This window comes from Aquitalea sp. FJL05, from assembly GCF_003852595.1.
GTDB classification, from domain to species: Bacteria; Pseudomonadota; Gammaproteobacteria; order Burkholderiales; family Chromobacteriaceae; genus Aquitalea; species Aquitalea aquatilis.
Window position 1 is genome coordinate 21,328 of record NZ_QAJS01000014.1, and the last position, 20,488, is coordinate 41,815.

The 20,488-nt window shown below is 60.5% G+C and carries 20 protein-coding genes; 3 read left to right on the plus strand and 17 right to left on the minus strand.

Annotation, left to right across the window (positions count from 1 at the left end):
* Nucleotides 1-25: 25 nt before the first annotated feature.
* The 15 genes from DBR44_RS12610 to DBR44_RS12680 form a co-directional block, all read right to left on the minus strand.
* Nucleotides 26-1,159 (minus strand): FkbM family methyltransferase, encoded by a 1,134-nt coding sequence (locus DBR44_RS12610; protein ID WP_158613610.1) that lies wholly within the window; start codon nt 1,157-1,159, stop codon nt 26-28.
* Complete coding sequence (locus DBR44_RS12615) at nt 1,156-2,310, minus strand: FkbM family methyltransferase (protein ID WP_124644395.1); 1,155 nt, start codon at nt 2,308-2,310, stop codon at nt 1,156-1,158. Before DBR44_RS12615 ends, DBR44_RS12610 begins: the two co-directional genes overlap by 4 nt.
* A complete protein-coding gene (locus tag DBR44_RS12620) occupies nt 2,292-3,596 on the minus strand; it encodes a glycosyltransferase family 4 protein (RefSeq protein ID WP_124644396.1) in 1,305 nt (434 codons plus the stop codon). The genes DBR44_RS12615 and DBR44_RS12620 overlap by 19 nt, the downstream gene beginning before the upstream one ends.
* 3 nt (nt 3,597-3,599) lie before the next feature.
* Nucleotides 3,600-4,622 carry a radical SAM protein gene (locus DBR44_RS12625; RefSeq protein ID WP_124644397.1) on the minus strand — a complete coding sequence of 341 codons (1,023 nt, stop codon included), beginning with the start codon at nt 4,620-4,622 and terminating at the stop codon, nt 3,600-3,602.
* Between the two features lie 10 nt (nt 4,623-4,632).
* Nucleotides 4,633-5,484: an NAD(P)-dependent oxidoreductase gene (locus DBR44_RS12630; protein ID WP_124644398.1), complete on the minus strand. Its 852-nt coding sequence runs from the start codon at nt 5,482-5,484 to the stop codon at nt 4,633-4,635.
* Nucleotides 5,481-6,038 carry a dTDP-4-dehydrorhamnose 3,5-epimerase family protein gene (locus tag DBR44_RS12635; protein ID WP_124644399.1) on the minus strand — a complete coding sequence of 186 codons (558 nt, stop codon included), beginning with the start codon at nt 6,036-6,038 and terminating at the stop codon, nt 5,481-5,483. The genes DBR44_RS12630 and DBR44_RS12635 overlap by 4 nt, the downstream gene beginning before the upstream one ends.
* Before the next feature lie 26 nt (nt 6,039-6,064).
* Nucleotides 6,065-7,129 (minus strand): CDP-glucose 4,6-dehydratase, encoded by a 1,065-nt coding sequence (gene rfbG, locus DBR44_RS12640; RefSeq protein ID WP_124644400.1) that lies wholly within the window; start codon nt 7,127-7,129, stop codon nt 6,065-6,067.
* A complete protein-coding gene (gene rfbF, locus DBR44_RS12645; protein ID WP_124644401.1) occupies nt 7,126-7,899 on the minus strand; it encodes a glucose-1-phosphate cytidylyltransferase in 774 nt (257 codons plus the stop codon). The genes rfbG and rfbF overlap by 4 nt, the downstream gene beginning before the upstream one ends.
* A 31-nt stretch (nt 7,900-7,930) precedes the next feature.
* Nucleotides 7,931-8,896: a glycosyltransferase family A protein gene (locus tag DBR44_RS12650; protein ID WP_124644402.1), complete on the minus strand. Its 966-nt coding sequence runs from the start codon at nt 8,894-8,896 to the stop codon at nt 7,931-7,933.
* Nucleotides 8,897-8,938: 42 nt separating this feature from the next.
* Complete coding sequence (gene rfbH, locus DBR44_RS12655; protein ID WP_124644403.1) at nt 8,939-10,381, minus strand: lipopolysaccharide biosynthesis protein RfbH; 1,443 nt, start codon at nt 10,379-10,381, stop codon at nt 8,939-8,941.
* 187 nt (nt 10,382-10,568) lie between these two features.
* Entirely contained in the window at nt 10,569-11,294 is a 726-nt protein-coding gene (locus tag DBR44_RS12660; protein ID WP_124644404.1) for an S-methyl-5'-thioinosine phosphorylase, read from the minus strand.
* A gap of 175 nt (nt 11,295-11,469) precedes the next feature.
* Entirely contained in the window at nt 11,470-11,937 is a 468-nt protein-coding gene (locus tag DBR44_RS12665; RefSeq protein WP_124644405.1) for a DUF3592 domain-containing protein, read from the minus strand.
* The gene (locus tag DBR44_RS12670) at nt 11,930-12,442 is read right to left on the minus strand and encodes a DUF3592 domain-containing protein (RefSeq protein ID WP_124644406.1); all 513 of its coding nucleotides are present in this window, start codon (nt 12,440-12,442) and stop codon (nt 11,930-11,932) included. Before DBR44_RS12670 ends, DBR44_RS12665 begins: the two co-directional genes overlap by 8 nt.
* Before the next feature lie 13 nt (nt 12,443-12,455).
* The gene (ruvX, locus tag DBR44_RS12675; RefSeq protein ID WP_124644407.1) at nt 12,456-12,884 is read right to left on the minus strand and encodes a Holliday junction resolvase RuvX; all 429 of its coding nucleotides are present in this window, start codon (nt 12,882-12,884) and stop codon (nt 12,456-12,458) included.
* Nucleotides 12,877-13,437 carry a YqgE/AlgH family protein gene (locus tag DBR44_RS12680; protein ID WP_124644408.1) on the minus strand — a complete coding sequence of 187 codons (561 nt, stop codon included), beginning with the start codon at nt 13,435-13,437 and terminating at the stop codon, nt 12,877-12,879. Before DBR44_RS12680 ends, ruvX begins: the two co-directional genes overlap by 8 nt.
* A 114-nt stretch (nt 13,438-13,551) precedes the next feature.
* On the opposite strand from DBR44_RS12680, the gene smc reads away from it, so the two are divergent.
* The 3 genes from smc (at nt 13,552) to DBR44_RS12695 (ending at nt 19,266) form a co-directional block, all read left to right on the plus strand.
* Nucleotides 13,552-17,058, plus strand: a complete 3,507-nt coding sequence (gene smc / locus DBR44_RS12685; protein ID WP_233578529.1) for a chromosome segregation protein SMC — start codon at nt 13,552-13,554, stop codon at nt 17,056-17,058.
* 124 nt (nt 17,059-17,182) lie between these two features.
* A complete protein-coding gene (locus DBR44_RS12690) occupies nt 17,183-18,562 on the plus strand; it encodes an MFS transporter (RefSeq protein WP_124644410.1) in 1,380 nt (459 codons plus the stop codon).
* Between the two features lie 8 nt (nt 18,563-18,570).
* Nucleotides 18,571-19,266: an energy transducer TonB gene (locus DBR44_RS12695; protein WP_124644411.1), complete on the plus strand. Its 696-nt coding sequence runs from the start codon at nt 18,571-18,573 to the stop codon at nt 19,264-19,266.
* Between the two features lie 67 nt (nt 19,267-19,333).
* Here the strand turns inward: DBR44_RS12695 and DBR44_RS12700 are convergent, their stop codons facing one another.
* Together DBR44_RS12700 and DBR44_RS12705 are read right to left on the minus strand one after the other, a co-directional pair.
* Nucleotides 19,334-19,906, minus strand: a complete 573-nt coding sequence (locus DBR44_RS12700; protein WP_124644412.1) for a YceI family protein — start codon at nt 19,904-19,906, stop codon at nt 19,334-19,336.
* A 19-nt stretch (nt 19,907-19,925) separates the two neighbouring features.
* On the minus strand, nt 19,926-20,477 hold the full coding sequence (locus DBR44_RS12705; RefSeq protein WP_233578531.1) for a YceI family protein: 552 nt from the start codon (nt 20,475-20,477) through the stop codon (nt 19,926-19,928).
* Nucleotides 20,478-20,488: the final 11 nt, after the last annotated feature.

Consider the following 20,488-nt stretch of genomic DNA (forward strand, 5'->3'; position numbering starts at 1 on the left):
AATGTTCGAGCAGGCAGGCAAAGCCTCAAGCGGGCAAAGGTTCGCCGTAAGCAACGGTTTCCCACAGGGTATTAGGTGAATGGTGCCGCAAGATCAGGCGGTAGTTTTCCCCGTGTTCGATGATGAACATGGGTACTTCGATCAGATCGCGGGTAGTGTGATAACTGCAGATAGCCAGCCGCGGCCGTACTTGCTGGATGATTTGCCTGCTTCCTTCCAGCGCAGCCAGCTCACTCCCCTCGATATCCATCTTGATCAATGTCGGATGGATTGCCCGTGCAAACAGATCCTGATCGAGTGTAATCCGCTCCACCGCCTGTTCGCCAGGAAGATCACGGCAGTTGTAACTCAGACCGGTATCGTGCTGACCACCCACAATGCAATGCCGCATCTGTGCTGCAATCTGGTAGCGCTGCAAGTTGGCTTGTGCATTCAGGTAATTCTGACGATCACCCTCGTAAGCGATGATCTGATGTTCATCACCCAGTGCGCGGACGAACGCGACAATCGAGTCACCATCGAATGCACCGCAATCCACATAGACTTGCCTGCCACGAGGCTGCCAGACGCGATGATCAAAATACTGGGGCGAACTGGCAAGCGGGTTGAGGAAGATATTGCCCTGCATGGGGAAATGGAACTGCTGGAACAATCTGGCAGCCATCGTATACAACAACACCTGGCGCGAGTGGTTTTCCTGCAAGGAAGACCACAGTTTGTCTACCCGTTCTGGATGCCGTAACAGCCAATGACCAGGCGTGCGGCCAATACTACCGTCACGCTCGGCATACCAGACATCCAGGCCCAGCTCCTGCAATGGCTCACCCAGGCCATGCACCTGCATCGCAGCAATCACCACCGCCGTTCCTGCCGGTAGCTGTGCCAGCACAGCCGGAGACTGGATGGTCATCCCCTCCAACTCCCCTCCCCATTTGGCGGGGTTGCTATCCACCAACCCTTGTGGTTGATATCCGGCCTGCTGCCACTGTTGCAGCACTTCTCTGGCAAAAAAACCTGCGCCATACAGCACACAAGCACCAAGACCAGCCAGAGCGCTGGGGGCGAGTGTGCAATCAGATGTTTGCCGGCGCAGTAATGTCCAGAGCTGATCGGGATGAGACAGCGACTGGAGATGCCGAAACAATTCAGCCTGATTCATGAGTGCATTCTTTCCGATGGTAAGGCGTAAATCACGGCAGCCGTTCCGCACCAGCCATGCAGGCGGAACAGCAAACGATAGTCCGGCAAATGCTCCGCGAGCCATGCGGGCAGCTCGGCCATACCCTGACGGTTATGATAGACAGTCATCATCAGCACCGGTCTTTGCTGCAACAAGGTCTGCAGCGCGCCACGCAAAGCCGCCAGTTCATGCCCTTCCAGATGCAGTTTGATGATGCTGGCAGGCAAGCGCAGGCTGTCGAGCGTCACTTGCTGCACCAGCTCGGTTGCCAATGCAGTGACTTGCGAGGCATAGCCTTGTCCGCCCAGAAAGGGCTGTAGGCGGTTGCTGTCGCCAACGCAGAGCGGCAACAACTCAAAGGATGGGCATTGCTGCCGGATGACTTGTGCATTGGCAGGATCGGCCTCGATCAGGATAAAGCGGTCATCCGCACCTTGTCGTTCCGAGTGGATACGCTGACTGACCTCTCCGTGATGCGCTCCCACATCCAGCCAACATTCCCGTGCCTGCCAGCAGGCGCGCAGCTCGGGGATGAAATAGCGCTGTTCAGGCAGCACAGGATGGCTGGCATCCACCCAGTCTTCACGCAAACAGCGCCAGGCAAGAAACTGCAGATAATGTGCACGCGAATGGGCATCGTCCCATCGTGCCAGTGCTTGCTGCATGCCCTGTATTTCCAGTTGGCTCAGCGTGTCCGCAAACCAGCCATTGCTCAGAGGGTGTCGGTCGCGATAGGCCTCGGCCACATCATAAAACGGCAATACATCGTTCCAGCCGGCAGCCCGTAATTGCTGCTGCAATACACTGAAGGGCAAGGTGGAAATGGTCACGGCCAGCAGGCCTTGCTGCTGATCGGTATCGCTTAGCTCATCAGGTGCGTACAGGGCGATTCCCTGCCAATCATCCTGCCCACGCCAATGCGCGGCCTGGCGGTCGACCACCCCGGCTACCGGGATGCCCAGCCACTGCAGGTAGGCATAAGCCATTCGCCCCAGATTACCTGCGCCATAAAGCCATAGCGGCTTGTCCACCTTGCGCGGTGCCGCAGGGATAACGCGGCTGCAGATCTCGCCCAGCAGCGCCTGCGCATGGGCCAGGTCGTCCATGTCAGTCAATTCGCGTTGATACATGCCAATGCCTTACTCCAGCCGCTCAACTGCGCATTCTCGGGAAAGCAGTCATGGAAATGGAAAACACTGCCCTTGGTTTGCTCCAGCACGGCATAGCGCCCATCTCCGTTCAGCAACTCACTCCATTGCTGCTGTAAAAATTGCTGAGGCTGTGGCTGGCAACTGAGAAACCACTGCTCGGGCTGACTGCCTATGGCCCGGGAAAATGCGTGCATGCCTTTATCTTGTGACATCAGGTCCTGATAACACGCAGCAAAGGATTCCGCCATGGCCGTATCGGTAAACTGCGCACGTACCTGCCTGGCTGCAGCCAGGCCCATCTCCAGCCGGCGTGCAGGATCTTGCTGCAGCATGTGCAGGACTTGTGCCATTTCCTGTGGAGTCTCGATGACAAAACCGGTGTGGCCATGCTGCACAATCGCCTGTTCTGCCGGATTGGCCAACACGATGGGCAGCACTCCCATGGCCATAGCTTCAAGCAAGGCATTTTCTGCCGTGCCGTAATGTGTGGGGTTCAACAGATAGGGCAGCACGTTGATTTGGGAGAGGAATTCACCGGGCCGGGCGGTAAACCCTTCGAACTGCAATAAGCCCGGCCTGTCCATCCTGGCGGCCTGTTCTTGCAATAGCGCCTGATTCAGCACATCGCCCGCCATGCGGATGGCCAGCGTCTTATCTGCCACCAGACGGAAATACTCAACATAGCGCGGGTGCAGCTTGGAGAAATTGAGGCTACCCAGATAACCGGCCTGCAAGGGCTGACTGACAGCACGTTCCGGTATCGGCTGATTGGCCAGGCCACTGCCACTTGAGATCACTCGGAGCCGACGTGGACGCCGGGCCTGCAGCTTGGCGATGCCTTCTGCCTGTAGCGAACAGGCAGATGTCAGCACCACCTGATCGCACACCTCCAGCAAACCCAGCGGCAGGACCGGGCTGAACAAGCCAGATACATGACACCAGCTCACCAGCCGCATCGGGATGCCATCCAGACCAGCCAGGCAGTGCAGCGTGGCCGGGTGATTCCACCACTCCAGCTGCACGACGTCGGCCTGCCGGAGAATATGCTCCAGTTGCGCCCGATCCGGGCACACCGATACCTGGGCACCCAGCTGGCGCAACTGCTCTATCCACAATTGCTTTTCCGGGCGCTCCAGGCAAAGAAAGTGGTGCTTGATCCCCTGCCGGCCCCCCGCGACCAGGCTGCACATGGCCTTGCCGACCCCGCCCCCAAGGTGGGCAGTCAGATGCACGATGGTCAGCATGTCGCCAACAGCGCCGGACACTGCTTAGCTCCGCCCCAGAAAGCGCTGCATGCGCTCCAGCAGCATGGGCGCGTGGGCATCGATATTATCCGGCAAGCAATGCGATAGCTGGCCGCACTTGCCGCATACCGGATGCGACTTGCGCTTTCCTTCCAGATGCAGAATGCGCAAATCGTTCATCGCAGGCGAATTCCATATATCGACCAGCGATTGCTCGCGCACATCACCAATCAGCAGCTTGCGCCCCCAGTCCAGAAAGCAGGAGCTGACCTGACCATCCGCATTCACCGACATCGAATAAAAGATATAGGGGCAGGTATTGGTTTCACTCACATCCTGGTCGTAGATGCCCCGGCTAATCTGGATGCCGGTTCTGGCCTCAACATCGAACTCCGGCCAGCATGGCGCAAAGTTCTCGATATAGATGCGATCCGCGATCTCGCCAAAAATATCCAGGAACTGCTGCCGCTGCGCCGTGGTGATCAGTTCCGAGGGAATCTTGATGAATACTTCACAATCGCCCCGGTTCTCATACAAATGGCGGATATTGGCCACCATCTGTTCGAAATCGATATCGAACTTGGTGAAGCGCAGGTATTGCTCTCGGTTCATGCCATCAATAGAGATATTGATGCGATCCAGGCCGGCCTCAATCACCGGCAGCACACGTTCCGGCTCCAGCAAAGAACCGTTGGTAGTGGTATCGATATAGGCGGCGCGCCCGCTACGGCGCGCGTAGTCGACCATCTGCGCCAGATTCTTGTTGAGGAAGGGCTCGCCATCCTTGTACAGCCGTAGCACTTTCAAGGGCTGCGGAAAGGCTGCCAGGTCGTCAATGATCTTCTGGAACACTTCCAGCTTCATCCGCCCCTGAAAACGGCCGGTATCCTTGATCAGGCCGCGATCGCCAGTGGGGCAGAAAGTACACTGGAAGTTGCAGGCACTGGCCGGATCAACATTCAGGATAAACGGGGTGGATAACGGAATCACCGTCTCCAGAGGGGTTCTGTCATCCAGATGGATGCGGGGTTTGACCACGGCTTTCACGGCACACTCCTCATATATTCTTGGGCTCGAACCTGGCCGGGACACCCCAGAAGGCCATTGGCTCATGTTGCGGATAAGGGTAATGACCCAGGTTCAAGTCTATGTTCCAGCCCTGCTCGGCAATCCAGCCTTCCACCAGACGCCGCACCGATACCGGCTGGCCGGAACAGATATTACACAGTGCAGGCTGGCCGGGGGCGCGTACCAGCGCCAGCAATTGCCGGGCAACTTCGGCCACCGGCAGATAATCACGCAGCTGCTCCCCACCCGACATATTGAAACGTGTCTCGCCTCTTGCCACGGCGGCCTCCAGCTGTGACCACAAGGTCTGGGGTGGCTGGCCGCTACCATGCATGTAGAACAGCCGCGCCCAGCTCAGGGAAAAGCCGGTTTGCTGCGCCAGAAAACGCAGCTGCTGATGCAGGACATGCTTGGCCAGCGCATAGGGTGTGGCAGGTTGTGGCCACTGTGCCACGGACAGGGCCCCTGACTGCAGGCCGTACTCAAAACACGTTCCGGCCACCACCAGCGCCGGCAGTCCCTCGGCCACCAGCTGGCGCAAGAAGGCATACTGCCGTGGCAATTCCTGCTCGAAATGGTGCAAGGACTGATAATTGGGCAAACCCTGCCATGCCAGGTGCAGCAAGACATCCGGCCGGCCCATCTGCTCATAAGCATCGGCCGGTGGCTTGGCATGATCCAGCTGCAGTACTTCCACCCGTGGCTGCCACTGCTGCAGGCGGGAAGGATCGCGACACAGCGCGACGATCTCGTCATCGCTGTGTTGTAAGGCTGCCAGTACATGCTGGCCAATAAAACCACTGGCACCGCTAATGGCAATACGCCGCACGGACTTGCTCATAAGCACACCGCCTGAAAGTCTGGCAGCAGCGGGTAAGTGCGGTCCCGCTCCGACATTTCGCTGACTGGCAACGGCCAGTCAATCGCCAGCGCAGGATCGAGCGGATTCAGGCCGGCATAATGTTCCGGATCAAAAAATTCGTCCACGAAATACAAGGTTTCGGCATCGTCAACCAAGGTCTGAAAACCATGGGCAAACCCTTGCGGCACAATGATACCCACATGATTCTGTTCACTCAGGACCTCGCCATGCCATTGCAAATACGTTGGCGAACCGGCACGGATGTCGACGATCACGTCGAAAATGGCACCGCGCAGGCAGGACACCAGTTTGACTTCTGCCCGGGGCTGATACTGGAAATGCATGCCGCGCAGGGTGCCGGCACGGGTGCTGAGCGAGCGATTGATCTGGGCCAGCGGCTTGCCGATCAATGCTTGCAGCTCCTCGGCACAATACAGGCGCTCAAACAAACCCCGACTATCCGCGATGGGCTGGCGGCTTACCCGGTAAGCGCCCGCCTGCGGCAGGGCTTGGATTTCAAATTTGCTGCTCACGGTATTCCTTGCTACCCGGCCAGCGCTCAGCTGCGGGCTGACAGGACGAGATAATCTGCGATCTGCTGCTCAGTGAGCGCTCGCGCCAGATCAGGTGCATCCACGACCTGGCGATACCAGTCGGCAGTCCACTGCAAACCCTGCTCCAGGCTCAAGGCCGGTCGCCAGGCCAGTTGCAGATTGGCTCGTGTGGCATCCAGGGCCAACAGCGCGGCTTCATGCAAAGGCGATTCGTCACCCAGCTCCCAGCGCAGCGCCGGCCAGCTGGCCTGCAAGGCCTGCAAAACATGCAGCACTGTTAGGTTATCGGCAGCGGCAGGGCCAAAGTTGAATGGCTGGGCAAGATTTCTTTCGCCGGCCAGCAAGCGTTCGGACAAGGTAAGGTAACCATCCAGGCAGGAAAGGACATGCTGCCAGGGCCGGGTGGCACCAGGAAAGCGAATACGCGCCGGGCTGGCGTGCTGCATGCCGCGCACGATATCAGGGATCAGGCGGTCCTCGCTCCAGTCGCCGCCGCCGATGACATTGCCGGCACGGGCCGTGGCCAGCAAGGGGCCTGCAGCATCGAAATAACTTTGCCGATAGCTCTGCACCACCAGCTCGGTAGCAGCCTTGCTGGCACTGTAGGGGTCATGGCCTCCTAGCGGGTCCGACTCGCGATAGCCCCAGTTCCAGTTCTGGTTTTGATAGCATTTGTCCGAGGTCACCACCAGCGTAGCTTGCACCGCAGGACAATGCCGTACCGCCTCCAGCAGATGAACCGTACCCATGACATTGCTCGACCAGGTGTCCACTGGTTGGGCATAGCTGCGCCGCACCAGCGGCTGGGCGGCCAGGTGGATCACCAATTCGGGGCTGAATTGCTCCATCACCTGCGCCAGCATGGCGGGATCGCGAATGTCCTGCTCGGCATGCAGCTCGAACAAGGCGTCCAGCCCGGCCTGGCGAAACAGGGAAACCGGCTCTGCCGGCAGGGCATAACCGGCCAGCCGGGCACCAAAACCAGCCAGCATCAGGCTCAGCCAACTGCCCTTGAAGCCGGTATGCCCGGTCAGCAACACCTTGCGGCCGCGCCAGAACTGCGGATTCATGGCCAGACTTTCCACGGGGCGTTACCCGAGCGCCACAAATCATCCAGCTGCGACTTCTCGCGCAGGGTGTCCATCGGCTGCCAGAAGCCATTGTGCTCAAATGCCATCAATTGCTGATGGCGGGCCAGCTCGGCCATGGGCTCGCCTTCCCAACTGGTGGCATCGGCCTCCACAAAATCAATGGCCTCAGGCTGCAACACAAAAAAGCCACCATTGATCCAGCCACCATCACCTGGTGGTTTTTCGCGGAAACCGGTCACCTGCGCGCCATCCGTCAGCAAAGCACCATAACGCCCTGGCGGCTGCACGGCAGCCACGGTGGCCAGCTTGCCATGCTCACGGTGAAAGGCCACCTCGGCGGTAATATCGATATCGGCTACGCCGTCGCCGTAGGTGAAGCAAAAGCTCTCACCCGCAGCCAGATAGTTGCGGACACGTTTCAGACGGCCACCCGTCATGGTGTTTTCACCGGTATCCAGCAAGGTCACACGCCAGGGTTCGGCATGCCGCTCGTGCACTTCCATCTGGTTGTTGGAGAAATCAATGGTGACGTCTGACATGTGCAGGAAGTAATTGGCGAAATACTCCTTGATCACATAGCCCTTGTAACCCAGGCAGATGATGAAGTCATTGATGCCATGTGAAGAGTAGATCTTCATGATGTGCCACAAGATGGGCTTACCTCCGATATCGATCATCGGCTTGGGCTTCAAATGGCTTTCTTCGGATATTCTCGTCCCCAGACCACCCGCCAGAATCACTGCTTTCATTGTTGTTCTCCATCAGCCATTGCTGTTGACCTCAGGCGATGTGGCCGTAGCGCTCGCCGAGCAGGATATTCATGAAATTGGCCATGTCTTTTTGCACCGTCAGGTACTGCGCCAGGATCGGCGAAGTCTGTTCGCTGATCTGGGTGAAGTCGAGTCCATAACATTGCAGGGTATTGCGATACTTGAGCAGGCAGCAGTTCACCACGTTATTGATGAACATGTCGCGATCGACTCCTGGCGGCAGGTTACGCCGGATGACATCCATATAGGCATTGATCTGGTTCTCGAAGCTCTGGAATCCATCCACCCCGTCCAGCATCAGCTTGCGCTTGTAGGCTTCCGGGTCACCAAAGTCGTGCGCCTGGCGCAGGAAAAACAGCACTTCCGGGTTGTGGGCGAACTCACCCAGGCTGGCCATTTCGAACAGCATGACGTGGTCGATGCCCATGATGGGCATTTGCACATCACGATACTGCACCTGGCGGAAGGCAGACATACGGTTCAGGCCATACAGCTGATAGGCAAAGGTCAGGCCCCATACCACCACCGTCATGCGTGAAAGCTTATCAACGCCACGGGTATCGTAAGCACCGCCAATCACCGACCCTACGCCACTATCGTTGAACCAGGCGGTGGCGGCGGTGGCCAGCACTACATTGGGATTGTCATCCAGCTGCTGCACGCAGCGCTCAATGAAACTGGCGTGATAGAGATCATGACCAGCCGCAAACATCATGTATTCGCCACGCGCACGTTCGAAAATGCGGTAGAAATTCTGGGGGGCGGCAATGGTTTGCTCGGTACGCAGCAACTGGATACGGCTATCCATGCTGGCATAGCGTTCGGCGATTTCGTAAGTACCATCATCAGAACAATTATCCGAGATGATCAGTTCAAAATCGCCGAATGTTTGCGCCAGCAGCGACTGGAGGGTCATGTCCAGGTAGCGGGCTTCACGGTAAATCGGCATCCCGATGGTGACACGTGGAGTCGTCATGCAGTCTTCCTCGAAACGGAAACGGTTGAGTTCTGGCCCGGCCTAGTCAAATACACCCAGATAGCTGCGCAACTGCTGAACCGTCCAGTCCAGCGCCGCCGTGGTCAGCCCAGGATACAGTCCGATCCAGAAGGTATCGTGCATGACGGTATCGGTTTGCTCCAGACCACCGCTGACGCGATGCGGCACGCCTTTCATATAGGGCTGGCGCAGCAAGTTGCCACCAAACAGCAGGCGGCTGCCAATCTTCTGGCTATCCAGATAGGCCAGCAGGTCCACCCGCGCCACACCCGCTTCGGGACGCAAGGTCAGCGGGAAGCCGAACCAGGAAGGCTCACTGCCTGGCGTGGCTTGTGGCAGGAGCAGGCGATCGGCCAGTGGTTGCAGCGCCTGGCTCAGGTAGTCGAAATGCTGTTGGCGTGTAGTAATGAAACCGGGCAGACGGTCCATTTGGGCCAGGGCACAGGCCGCCTGCATATCGGTGATTTTCAGGTTGTAACCGACATGGGTGTACACGTATTTGTGGTCGTAGCCGAAGGGAAGCTCACCAAACTGCCAGCCAAACCGCTTGCCACAGGTATTGTCACAGCCGGTTTTGCAGTAACAGTCACGGCCCCAGTCGCGGAAGGATTCGACAATGGCCATCAGCTCGGCAGAGCGGCCAAACACCGCACCGCCCTCGCCCATGGTGATGTGGTGGGCCGGATAAAAGCTGACGGTGGCCAGGTCGCCAAAAGTACCGACATGCTGGCCGTTAAAGCGCGCACCCAGGGCATCGCAGCAGTCTTCCACCAGCCACAGGCCATGCTTGTCAGCCAGCGCCTTCACCGCCGCGACATCAAACGGGTTACCCAGGGTATGGGCCAGCATGATGGCGCGGGTTTTGGGCGAAATGGCGGCCTCGATGCGGCTGACATCGATATTGTAGGTAGGCAGCTGGATATCGACGAAAACCGGGATGGCACCAAACTGGATGGCCGGATTGACCGTGGTGGGAAAACCAGCGGCCACGGTAATGACCTCGTCACCCGGACGGATGGCGCGCTCACCCAGCCGTGGCGAGGTCAGGGCCATGAAGGCCAGCAGATTGGCCGAAGAGCCAGACGAGGTGGTGAGCACATGCGGCACACCGACAAACTGCCCCAGCGCCTGCTCAAAGCGGGTATTGAAGCGGCCGGTGGTCAGCCAGCCATCCATCACGGCATCGGTCATGGCCAGCAGCTCGGGCGTGCCAATCACCTTGCCGGATGGGGGAACGGTAGTTTGTCCAGGGACAAAAGGCGGAGTCTGGTCGAACTTGCTGGCGCCATGCCGCGCCACCCAGTAGCGCGCTGCCCAGCGATGCACTTGCTCCAGCTCACTCGGCGTAGCGGCATGCAAGCCATGCAGCTGCGATGAATCCAGATGAAATATTTCCGCCACCGCAGGCGCATTGCCCGAGGACAGACTGGCCAGCAAGTCGACCAGCGGCAATGGCAGTCGCATGACAAGGCATTGTCGATCAGCCTGCTCCAGTACGAGAACTTCCGTTTCAGTCGCTGCGCCACTGGCCGGATCAAAATACCGCGCCAAGGCCAGTTGCCCTGCAAACTCACTCATTATTTACCTTTCAATCCATCCATGGTTGCCGTGGCTACGGCAAACCGCTCTGACCTGATAGCCGGGGCTGCGCTCAAGACAGCATCGCCAGCAGCACTGCGGTGACATCGCTGATGCCGGCTTCGGCCGTCGCGGGATCGAAATTCACCGTGGCGCTGCCACCCTTGCCGGCGGCCCAGTTCACGACCAGGCACAGGTGGGCATAGGGCAGGTTCAATTCGCGGGCCAGGCAGGCTTCGGGCATGCCGGTCATGCCGACTATATCGGCACCATCGCGCTCCAGCCTGAGGATTTCTGCTGCGGTTTCCAGTCGTGGGCCCTGGGTGCAGGCGTAGATACCCTGGTTGACGGCTGGTTTGCCGCTGGCCTTGACCGCCTCGATCAACTTGCTGCGCAGGCCGTCGTCGTAGGGATTGCTGAAATCCACATGCACCACCGGCCGCTCCGGGCCATCAAAAAAGGTGTGCTTGCGGCCCCAGCTGTAATCGATGATGTTGTCCGGCACCACCAGCGTGCCCGGTCCCATGTCGGCGCGAATGCCGCCGACCGAGCCGATGGACAGAATGCCTTTCACGCCCTGGTTGTGCAGCGCCCAGATATTGGCGCGGTAATTGATTTCATGCGGTGCCAGCGAGTGGCCGTGGCCGTGGCGGGCGATGAACACCACGTTTTGCTCACCGATGCGGCCAAAAGTCAGCGCGCAGGATGGATCACCGTACGGTGTTCTCACTACCTGGCGATGGGTTACTTCCAGAACCGGCAGCTTGGCTAGACCGCTGCCTCCGATAATGGCCAACATAGTCGGTCCCCTTGTTATGGCATGGCGTGGATGCAAGTGCCATGCGGCTTGGTTTTGCTGGCATTATGGCTTAATCGGGCGGGGGGATAAATTGCTTTATCCGGTACGGCAGTCGATTGGCATGGAAAAACCTGCTGACAAGGGCCGCCGGATGTCCGGCCTCCCTGCTGACGCTTCAGTCTTGCCCGCGCCACAGCAGCCAGGCAGCCACTACGGCCATCAGCAGCGCAATCGCCTTGCCCACCCAGGCGGTCCAGTGCTGACCGGTTTCCAGGCAGGCTTCGGCCGGATTGGCCGGGTTGTAATACACCCTTACCTGCGCGCCGGCGGGATAGCGCGCCAGGATGGCAGCCACTTCCTGCTGGCTGCGGCTGTAACCGGGGTTGGGAAAGCGCCGGTTAGTGGATTGATAGTCCTGCCCCTGCACCTGGTAGTGGTAGCTGATGTGGGGAAAGTATTCCCAGGTATTGTCGCGATCGCCACCGGCATTGACCTGGCGCTGTTCCAGCTGGCTTTGCTGCACGATGCCGACCGCACTGGGCCAGCTACTCGACGCATCGCCCTTGGCCCCCAGCCACCATAGATAGCCGAAAGCGGCCAGTCCGGCCAGCAGCATCAGGCTTTGCAGCAGCTTTTCAACCATGCGCTGCCGCCCGCTTGCCGCGCCCCAGCCGCCAGCGTTGCAGCAGACGGTCGAGCAAGGCCCAGCCAAACAGGGTGCTGAGCGCCGCCAGAATGAACTGCCCGCTGCCGATGCTGCTGTCGCCGGCGCGGATCAGCACCGCGCGCGTCGGCTCGTGCGGGTTGTAATACACCACCACGGCCTTGCCGGCAGGAAAGCGACGGGTGATGTCTTCGGCACTGCTGTGATCGCCCGGCAGGCCGGCAGCCACGGCGTATAGCTGATCACCGTGGTAGAGCTCGCCGTTTACCGTGTACAGGTACTGCACATAAGGCTCCCAGTGGATCTGGTCGGGATGCTCGGGCGGGCTATTGACCAGAATACGGCTGGATTCGACATGGCCGGGGGCCGGCTGCCACTGACTGGCACTGCGTGCCGGGTCCAGCAGCAGGTATACCAGCCCTGACAGGCTGAGCAGGAAGGCCAGCATCAGGATGGATGTCTGCAAACGGGGCGATAGATGCATGATGATGGATGATTCAGACGGCGATGCCGGGGCTTTCGAACCAGGTGGCCAGAATGGCCTGGGCTGCCACCTGGTCCAGCGCCGGTTTCTGTTTGCGGCCACGCACGCCGGCCTCTTCCAGCATGGATTCGGCAATTACCGAAGTCAGCCGCTCGTCCACCAGCCACACCGGCAGGCCGAAGCGGCCCTTGAGACGGTTGGCAAAACGGCGTGCCAGCTGGGTCATCTGGTGTTCGGTATCGTCCTGGTGCATGGGCAGGCCCACCACCAGTTGCGCCGGTCGCCATTCGTCGATCAGCTTGCCGATGGCAGCAAAGCGGGCGTCGGTGATTTCGGTATCGATGGTCAGCAGCGGATGGGCAATGCCCAGCATGGTTTCACCCATGGCCACGCCGATGCGCCGTTCGCCAAAATCAAAAGCCAGTACCGTTCCCTCAAGCATGCCCGATATCTCCCGACAGCAAGGAGGGATCAAATCCCAGCAAGGACATGGCGGCGTCGTAGCGCAGCTCTGCCGCCAGATCAAACAGGATGGAAGGCTCGGCCTTGACGGTCAGCCAGCTGTTGTCGCGGATTTCCTGCTCCAGCTGCCCGGCGGTCCAGCCGGCATAGCCCAGGGTAATCAGCATGCGCTCCGGGGCACGGCCCTCGGAAACGGCAATCAGCACATCCTTGGACGTGGTCAGCGCCATGCCGTCCTTGACCTGCAGGCTGGACTGCCAATGCCCGGCTGGCGCATGCAGCACAAAGCCACGGTCTGGCTGGACCGGCCCACCGAAGTACACCGACTCGCCACGCAGCGGATCGTTTTCCAGCGGCAGGTCGATCTGCTCGAACAACTGCACCATGGCGATGCCGGATGGCTTGTTGATGATCAGGCCCATGGCACCGTGTTCGCCGTGCTCGCACAGGTAAATGAGCGAGCGGGCAAACAGGGGATCAGCCATATTGGGCATGGCAATCAGAAAGTGATCGGTCAGCGATAACGGTTCCATGCGGGCATTATGGCACAACAAAGTTGACAACAGCGCTGACAACTCTTGGCGCAGTTTGACGCTTGATCTGCAGCAAATCCGACCAAATGCCGCCACCCTGATAAAATGCCGCCGTTGCTTCATTCATCCTGCGAGGACGCCTTGCGCCTGACCCACGTCAAACTCTCCGGCTTCAAGTCATTTGTCGATCCCACCAGCATTCCGGTCCCCGGCCAGCTGGTGGCGGTAATCGGCCCCAATGGCTGCGGCAAATCCAATGTGATTGACGCGGTACGCTGGGTGCTGGGCGAATCCAGCGCCAAGCAGCTGCGCGGCGAGTCGATGCAGGACGTGATCTTCAATGGCTCCTCCACTCGCAAGCCGGTCAGCCGCGCCTCGGTGGAACTGGTGTTCGACAATGCCGACGGCCAGCTCACCGGCCCGTGGGGGCAGTACACCGAAGTGGCCATCAAGCGGGTACTGACCCGCCAGGGCGAGTCCAGCTACTACATCAACAACCAGCAAGTGCGCCGCCGCGACATCACCGATCTGTTCCTCGGCACCGGCGTGGGCGCACGTGGCTATGCAGTCATCGAACAGGGCATGATCTCGCGCATCATCGAAGCCCGCCCGGAAGAGCTGCGCGCCTATCTGGAAGAAGCCGCCGGCGTCTCCAAATACAAGGAACGCCGCCGCGAAACCGAACACCGCATCGCCGACACCCGTGCCAATCTGGAGCGCATCGAAGACCTGCGCCAGGAGCTGGAGCGCCAGGTGGAACGGCTGAGCGAACAGGCCGAAGTGGCCGCCCAGTACCACGACCTGCGCGGCACCCTCACCCACAAGCAAAACCTGCTGGCGCTGGCCCGCCGCGAAGAGGCAAGCCGCAACGAAGCCCACGCGCGTGCTGAGCTGTCGCGCATCGAAACCGAAGAAGCCGCCATGGAAGCGGCGCTCACCCATCTGGATAGCGAACTGGAAACCGTGCGCGAAAGCCACTACGCGGTGAGCGATGCGGTACATGAAGCACAACAGCGGCTGTTTGAAGCCAATGCGGCACTGGCAAGGCTGGAAGAACAGCAACGCCATCGCCAGCAAAACCAGGTACGGGTCGAGCGCGAACTGGCCGCCGCCCGCAGCGAACGCCAACAACTGGCCGAAAGCCGCCGTCAGGCCGGCATGGAACTGGACGACTGGCTGCCACGGCGCGAAGAAGCCCAGATGCGTTTGGAAGAGGCGCAGATGGCGCTGGAAGACGGTGCCGACCTGCTGCCGATGGCCGAGGCCGAATTCCGTGCCCGCGACCAGTTGCAGGCACAGCTGCTGGCACAGCAGGCCAACCTCACCCGCGAACGCGACCTGGCGCGGCAAAAGGCCGAGCACCAGCGTCGCGCACTGGAACAGCTAGCCGGCCGCGAACAATCGTTGCAGCGCGAGCTGACCGAACTCAACCTCCCCGACCACGTCCAGCAAGCGGCGGCGCAAGCCGAAGTGGAACGGGCGCGCTCGGCACAGGACGCGGTGCGCGCACGGGTGGTGGCCGACGAAGCCAAACTGGCCGACCTCGCCTCCGAGCGGGAAAAGCTGGACGAGCAACTGGCCAGCCAGCGTGCCGAACTGGCGCGGGCCGAAGCCGAAGTGGCCGCGCTGACTGCTGTACTGGAACGCGAGGCCGCCGGTGAAAAACTGGCCGACTGGCTGGAACAACAAGGCCTGAGCCACAGCCCGCAGCTCTGGCAATCAGTGCAGATCGACCCGCTCTGGCAGGGCGCGCTGGAAGCGGTACTGGGCGAGCGACTCACCGCCCGTGCCGCCCATTGCGCCGAGCAGCCACCGGCAGCGCTGACCGTGGTGGATGGCCAACAGCCAGCGGCCACGGCCGCCCAGCCCTGGCCGCGCCTGCTGGACAAGATCAGCGCCAGCGCGCCATTTACCGCCGCGCTGGCCGACTGGCTGGATGGCGTGTATCTGGCCGATGACCTGGCCCAGGCCATCGCCCGCCGCGCCCAGCTGCTGGCCGGCCAATGCCTGCTGACTCCACAGGGCCACCGGGTCAGTGCCAGCAGTGTCAGCTTTCACAGCGAGGCCAGCGGCGCCGGCGTGATGGTGCGCAAGCAGCAACTGGAAGCCGCCCATAGCCGCCAGCAGCAATTGGCACCGGACATCGACAAACTGCAAAAGCGCCGTGAATCGCTGCAAAGCATGAACGGCATGCTGGCCGAAGCAGTCAGGGCGCAAAAAGGTTCGCTCACCCGGCTGGAAGCCGAGCTCAATGCGGTGACGCTGGAGCACGTCAAGCTGGATCAGGCGGCCCGCCAGGGGGCTGCACGCTTGTCCTTTATCGAGGCCGAGCGCTTGCGCATCCGCCAGGAGCAACAGCAGGCTGCGCTGGAAATCGAAGAAGGCGAACTGCTGAGTGAAGAGTCGGCCATGACACTGGAAGAGCTGACCGTGCAGTTGGAAGAAGTGCGGCTGGACCGGCTGAATGCCGAAACCGGCCTGCAACTGGCCCGCAACAAAACCCGCGATGCCGAACGGCAACTGCATGAAATCCGCCTGGAACTCAACACCGCCGAGCAGAAAGCCGGCGAACTGGCGCGCCGCGCCAGCGAACTGGACGAGCGCGACCAGCAATTGGCCGAGCGGCTGGAAGCCCTGGCCGAAGAAGCCGAGACCGTCGACGACACCGTGCCGGAAGAGGCCATGCAACAAGCGCTGGAACTGCGCGAACAGCACGAAGCAGCACTGGCGCACACCCGTGACCGCCTGAACGGCATGACCGAGCAGCTGCGCCAGCTGACCCAGCGCCAGCACGAGGTCAACGCCGCCCTGCCGGCACTGCGCGAAGGCCGTTCCGACTGGCTGCTCAAGCACCAGGAAGCCCGCCTGGCCATGGAACGTTTCGCCGAGGAGCTGAAAGAAGCCCAGGCCGACGAGGCCGCGCTGCTGGCCGACCTCACCGATGCCATCAAGCCCAATTCACTGGCCGCAGAAATCGCCCGCCTGGCCCGCGCCCTGGAAGGGCTGGGGGCGGTCAATCTGGCCGCACTGGAAGAACTGGAAGAAGCCCGCAAACGCGGCGAGTATCTGGGCAGCCAGGCCGAAGACCTGAACCAGGCCATGGCCACGCTGGAAGAAGCCATCCAGAAGATAGACGGTGAAACACGCCAGATGCTGCAAAGCACCTATGAAGCAGTCAATGGCAAGATGCGTGAGTTTTTCCCCACCCTGTTTGGCGGTGGCCGTGCCGAGCTGGTGCTCACCGGTGAAGACTTGCTGGATTCCGGCATGCAGATCATCGCCCAGCCGCCGGGCAAGAAAAACAGCACCATCCACCTGCTGTCCGGTGGCGAAAAGGCGCTGACGGCGATGAGCCTGGTGTTTTCACTGTTCTCGCTCAACCCGGCTCCGTTCTGTCTGCTCGACGAAGTCGATGCGCCGCTGGACGATGCCAACACCAGCCGCTTCTGTGATCTGGTCAAGCAAATGTCCGAACGCACCCAATTCCTGTATATCTCGCACAACCGTCTCACCATGGAAATGGCCGAGCAGCTGGTGGGCGTCACCATGCAGGAACAGGGCGTCAGCCGCATCGTGGCGGTGGATATTGTCGAGGCACTGAAGATGCGCGAAATTGCATGACGCATCTACGCAAGTTTCAACATGGCGCAGTTGATACATCGCAATCTATGCTCGACAGGTGGCGCTCATACTGCGCGACTTGCGTTGCCATGACGCACATTTTGACTTCTTCGAGACCTCGGGCATGACGGTAAGCATCAAGCGCTGGGAGCCGGAAAACATCATTTTCTGGCTAACCCGCGGCCGCAGGATTGCCAATCGCAATCTCCTGCTCTCCACCCTCGCCCTGCATCTGAATTTCAATGTATGGATGATGTGGAGCATCGTGGTCAGCAATTTGCCGGCAGTCGGCTTTGCCATGACTGGCCAGCAACAATTTCTGCTGGTGTCCATTCCACCACTGGTGGGGGCCATCATGCGGCTGTTTTACGCCTGCATCTGGAGCTGGGTGGGCGGTGGCACCTGGCTGGGCATTTCCACGCTGTTCCTGCTGATTCCCGCGCTGGGCGTGGGCTGGCTGGTGCAGGACATCAGCGCGCCCTTCCCCTTGCTGTTGCTGGTGGCCGCCTGCTGCGGCATTGGCGGCGCCGCGTCGTCATCACACTTGTCCAACACCAGCTTTTTCTTTCCCAAGTCGGCCAAGGGCTTTGCCATGGGCCTGAATGCCGGCATGGGCAATCTGGGCGTGTCGGTGGTGCAGATCGTGGTGCCCTTGGCCATTGCCGTCCCGCTGTTTGGCAGCCTGGCCGGCGAGCCGCAAATCTGGGGCCGTGGTGCGCAGGTGCATCCCATCTGGCTGCAGAACGCCGGCTATATCTGGATCATCCCCATCCTGCTGATTGCCACCCTCTGCCTGCTGTATGCACACGACCTGCCCAAGCTGCGGCTGACCCTGCACGACCAGTGGCTGATGATGAAAGAGCGCCACACCTGGTATATCTGCCTTTTGTATCTGAGCAGTTACGGCACCTTCATCGGTTTTTCCGCGGCCTTTCCGCTGCTGGCGCACGCGCTGTTCCCACTGGTCAATGCCACACCCTATCTGTTCATGGGGCCGATGATCTGCGCGCTGGCCCGGCCTATAGGCGGCTGGTGCGGTGACCGCATCGGTGGCGGCATCACCACGCTGGTGTGCAATGCACTGATGGTCATCGGCACCCTGCTCATTCTGGCCAGCCTGCCCGGTGAGCTCGACGGCGGCAGCTTCATCCTGTTCTTGTGTGCCTTTTTGCTGATGTTCTTTGCCGCTGGAGTGGGCAATGGCTCGTCCTACCAGCTGTCACCCAAGGTATTTCTGATCGAGGCCGGCCGGCAGGCCAAGAGCAGCGGCGAGAGCATTGCCGACGCCTATGCCCGAGGCGGACGGCGCGGCGTGGCCGCCATGAGCATCAGCTCGGTCTCGGCCACGCTGGGCGGCTTCTTCATCCCCAAGGCCTTCGGCAGCGCACTGGACTGGTTCGCCAGCTTCGTGCCCGCCTTCATGCTGTTCCTGGTTTTTTATCTGCTGTCGATGGCAGTCGCCTGGTGGCAATACGCACGCCCGTCGGCCAACATGCGCTGCTGAGTCACTACATGCCGCGACTGCCGCACCTGTCATTGTCCCTGTCCACGGCCTTGCTGCTGTCGCTCTTGCTGCATGCCGGGCTGCTGGGCTACGGCCACGCGTTCTGGCCGGCAGCGCCCGCAGCGGCCCCGGCACAAACCGGCCTGCAATTACAGTTACAAACAATGCCGGCGCGGATGCCGCAGACGCCGCACACCGTCAGCCCGCCAACAAAGCATGTGCAAGCCTCCACACCGCCCCTGCTCACCACCCCGCCCACACCGACACCCGGCCCACGCCTGCCGGCGGACAGCAAACCACAGCAGGCTATAGCCAGCCCGGCACCGGCCACTCCGGCCAGCAGCCCTGCCAACGACAAGCTGGCCGCAAGCCCCCCAGGCAAAGCCGTCACTATGCCGGCGACCAGCGGTGCAGAGAATCATCCCGCGCTATACCGCACGGCCTATCTGCATAACCCCGAGCCGCCCTATCCGGAGCGTTCGCGTGAACTGGGCGAACAAGGCCGTGTCGTGCTGCGGGTGCTGGTCACACCCGAAGGCCGCGCCGGCCAGATCGACATCGTCGACGGCAGCCACTCGCGCCGGCTGGACGAAGCGGCCCGCGCCGCGGTGGCCGACTGGCGCTTTGTACCGGCCCGCCAGGATGGCACGGCCATCGCATCGCGCATTCTGGTGCCAATCAGCTTCAGCCTGCAGTCGCACTGAGCACCCCGCCATTCCATGAAAAAAGCCCGCATCTGCGGGCTTTGGTCTTGCTACAGCAATAGCGGGATTACTGTGCCTTGACGGCTTCGATGCTCACTTTCAGGGTGACATCGTCGGCAATCGCCGGCAGGAAAGTCTTCATGCCGAAATCGCTGCGCTTGATGGTGGTTTCGGCGTTGGCACCGTAGGTTTCCTGGCCGCTCATCGGGTTCTTGCCGCCACCGAAGTTGGTCACGGTCAGGGTAACCGGCTTGGTCACGCCCAGAATGGTCAGGTTGCCGTTAACAGCAGCCAGCTTGTCACCAGCAAACTTCAGATCGGTCGACTTGAAGGTGATGGTGGGGAACTGGGCCACATTGAAGAAATCCTTGCTCTTCAGGTGGGTATCACGCGCAGCCAGGTAAGTTTGCAGCGAGTTGGTATCGATGGTGATGTCTACGGCACCCTTCTTGGCCTCGGTATCCAGCACCACATTACCGGCGGTCTTGGTGAATACACCGGTTTGTACCGAGAAACCAAGGTGACGCACTTCGTACTGGGCCACGGTGTGTGTCGGGTCCACGCTATAGCTCACCGGGGCAGCCAGGGCGGCACCAGCAAAGGCCGAAAACGCAACAGCGAACAAGGCTTTCTTCATCATGACTTAACTCTCCTGAGTGTTATTTGCCGGCCGGAATGGCCACTTTGAACTTGATCTGTACTTCATCGGCCACGGTGCCGGTATCGGCCCAGTCGCCCTCACCAATCTTGTAAGCCAGCCGCGATACCGGCAGCACGCCTTCCACCACGGTCAAGGCACCTTCCTGACGGGCCACGAAGGGAGCCGTTACATCACGGGTATTGCCCTTGATGGTCAGCTTGCCAGCCACCTGCAATTTGCCACCACCCAGGTTCTTGATGCTGCTGCTGACAAAGCGGGCCGACGGGAATTTAGCCACATTGAACCAGTCTGCCTTCTTGGCCTCGCCCACTGCTTCGGCGGTCGGCAGGCTGATGCTGGCGGTGTCGATGCTGATGTCGGCCTTGCCGGTTTCTGGTTTCTTCAGGTCCAGCACCACGGTGCCGCTGAATTTCTTGAAGCTGCCGGTCACCGGCACATTCAGCTGCTTCATGCTGAAGTTGATCTGGCTCTTGCCTGTGTCCAGCGGCGCGGCCTGCAACAGCGGGGCGACCAGCAGCAATGCAGCAGGAATCAGTCTCAGTTGTTTCATGCTCGTTCTCA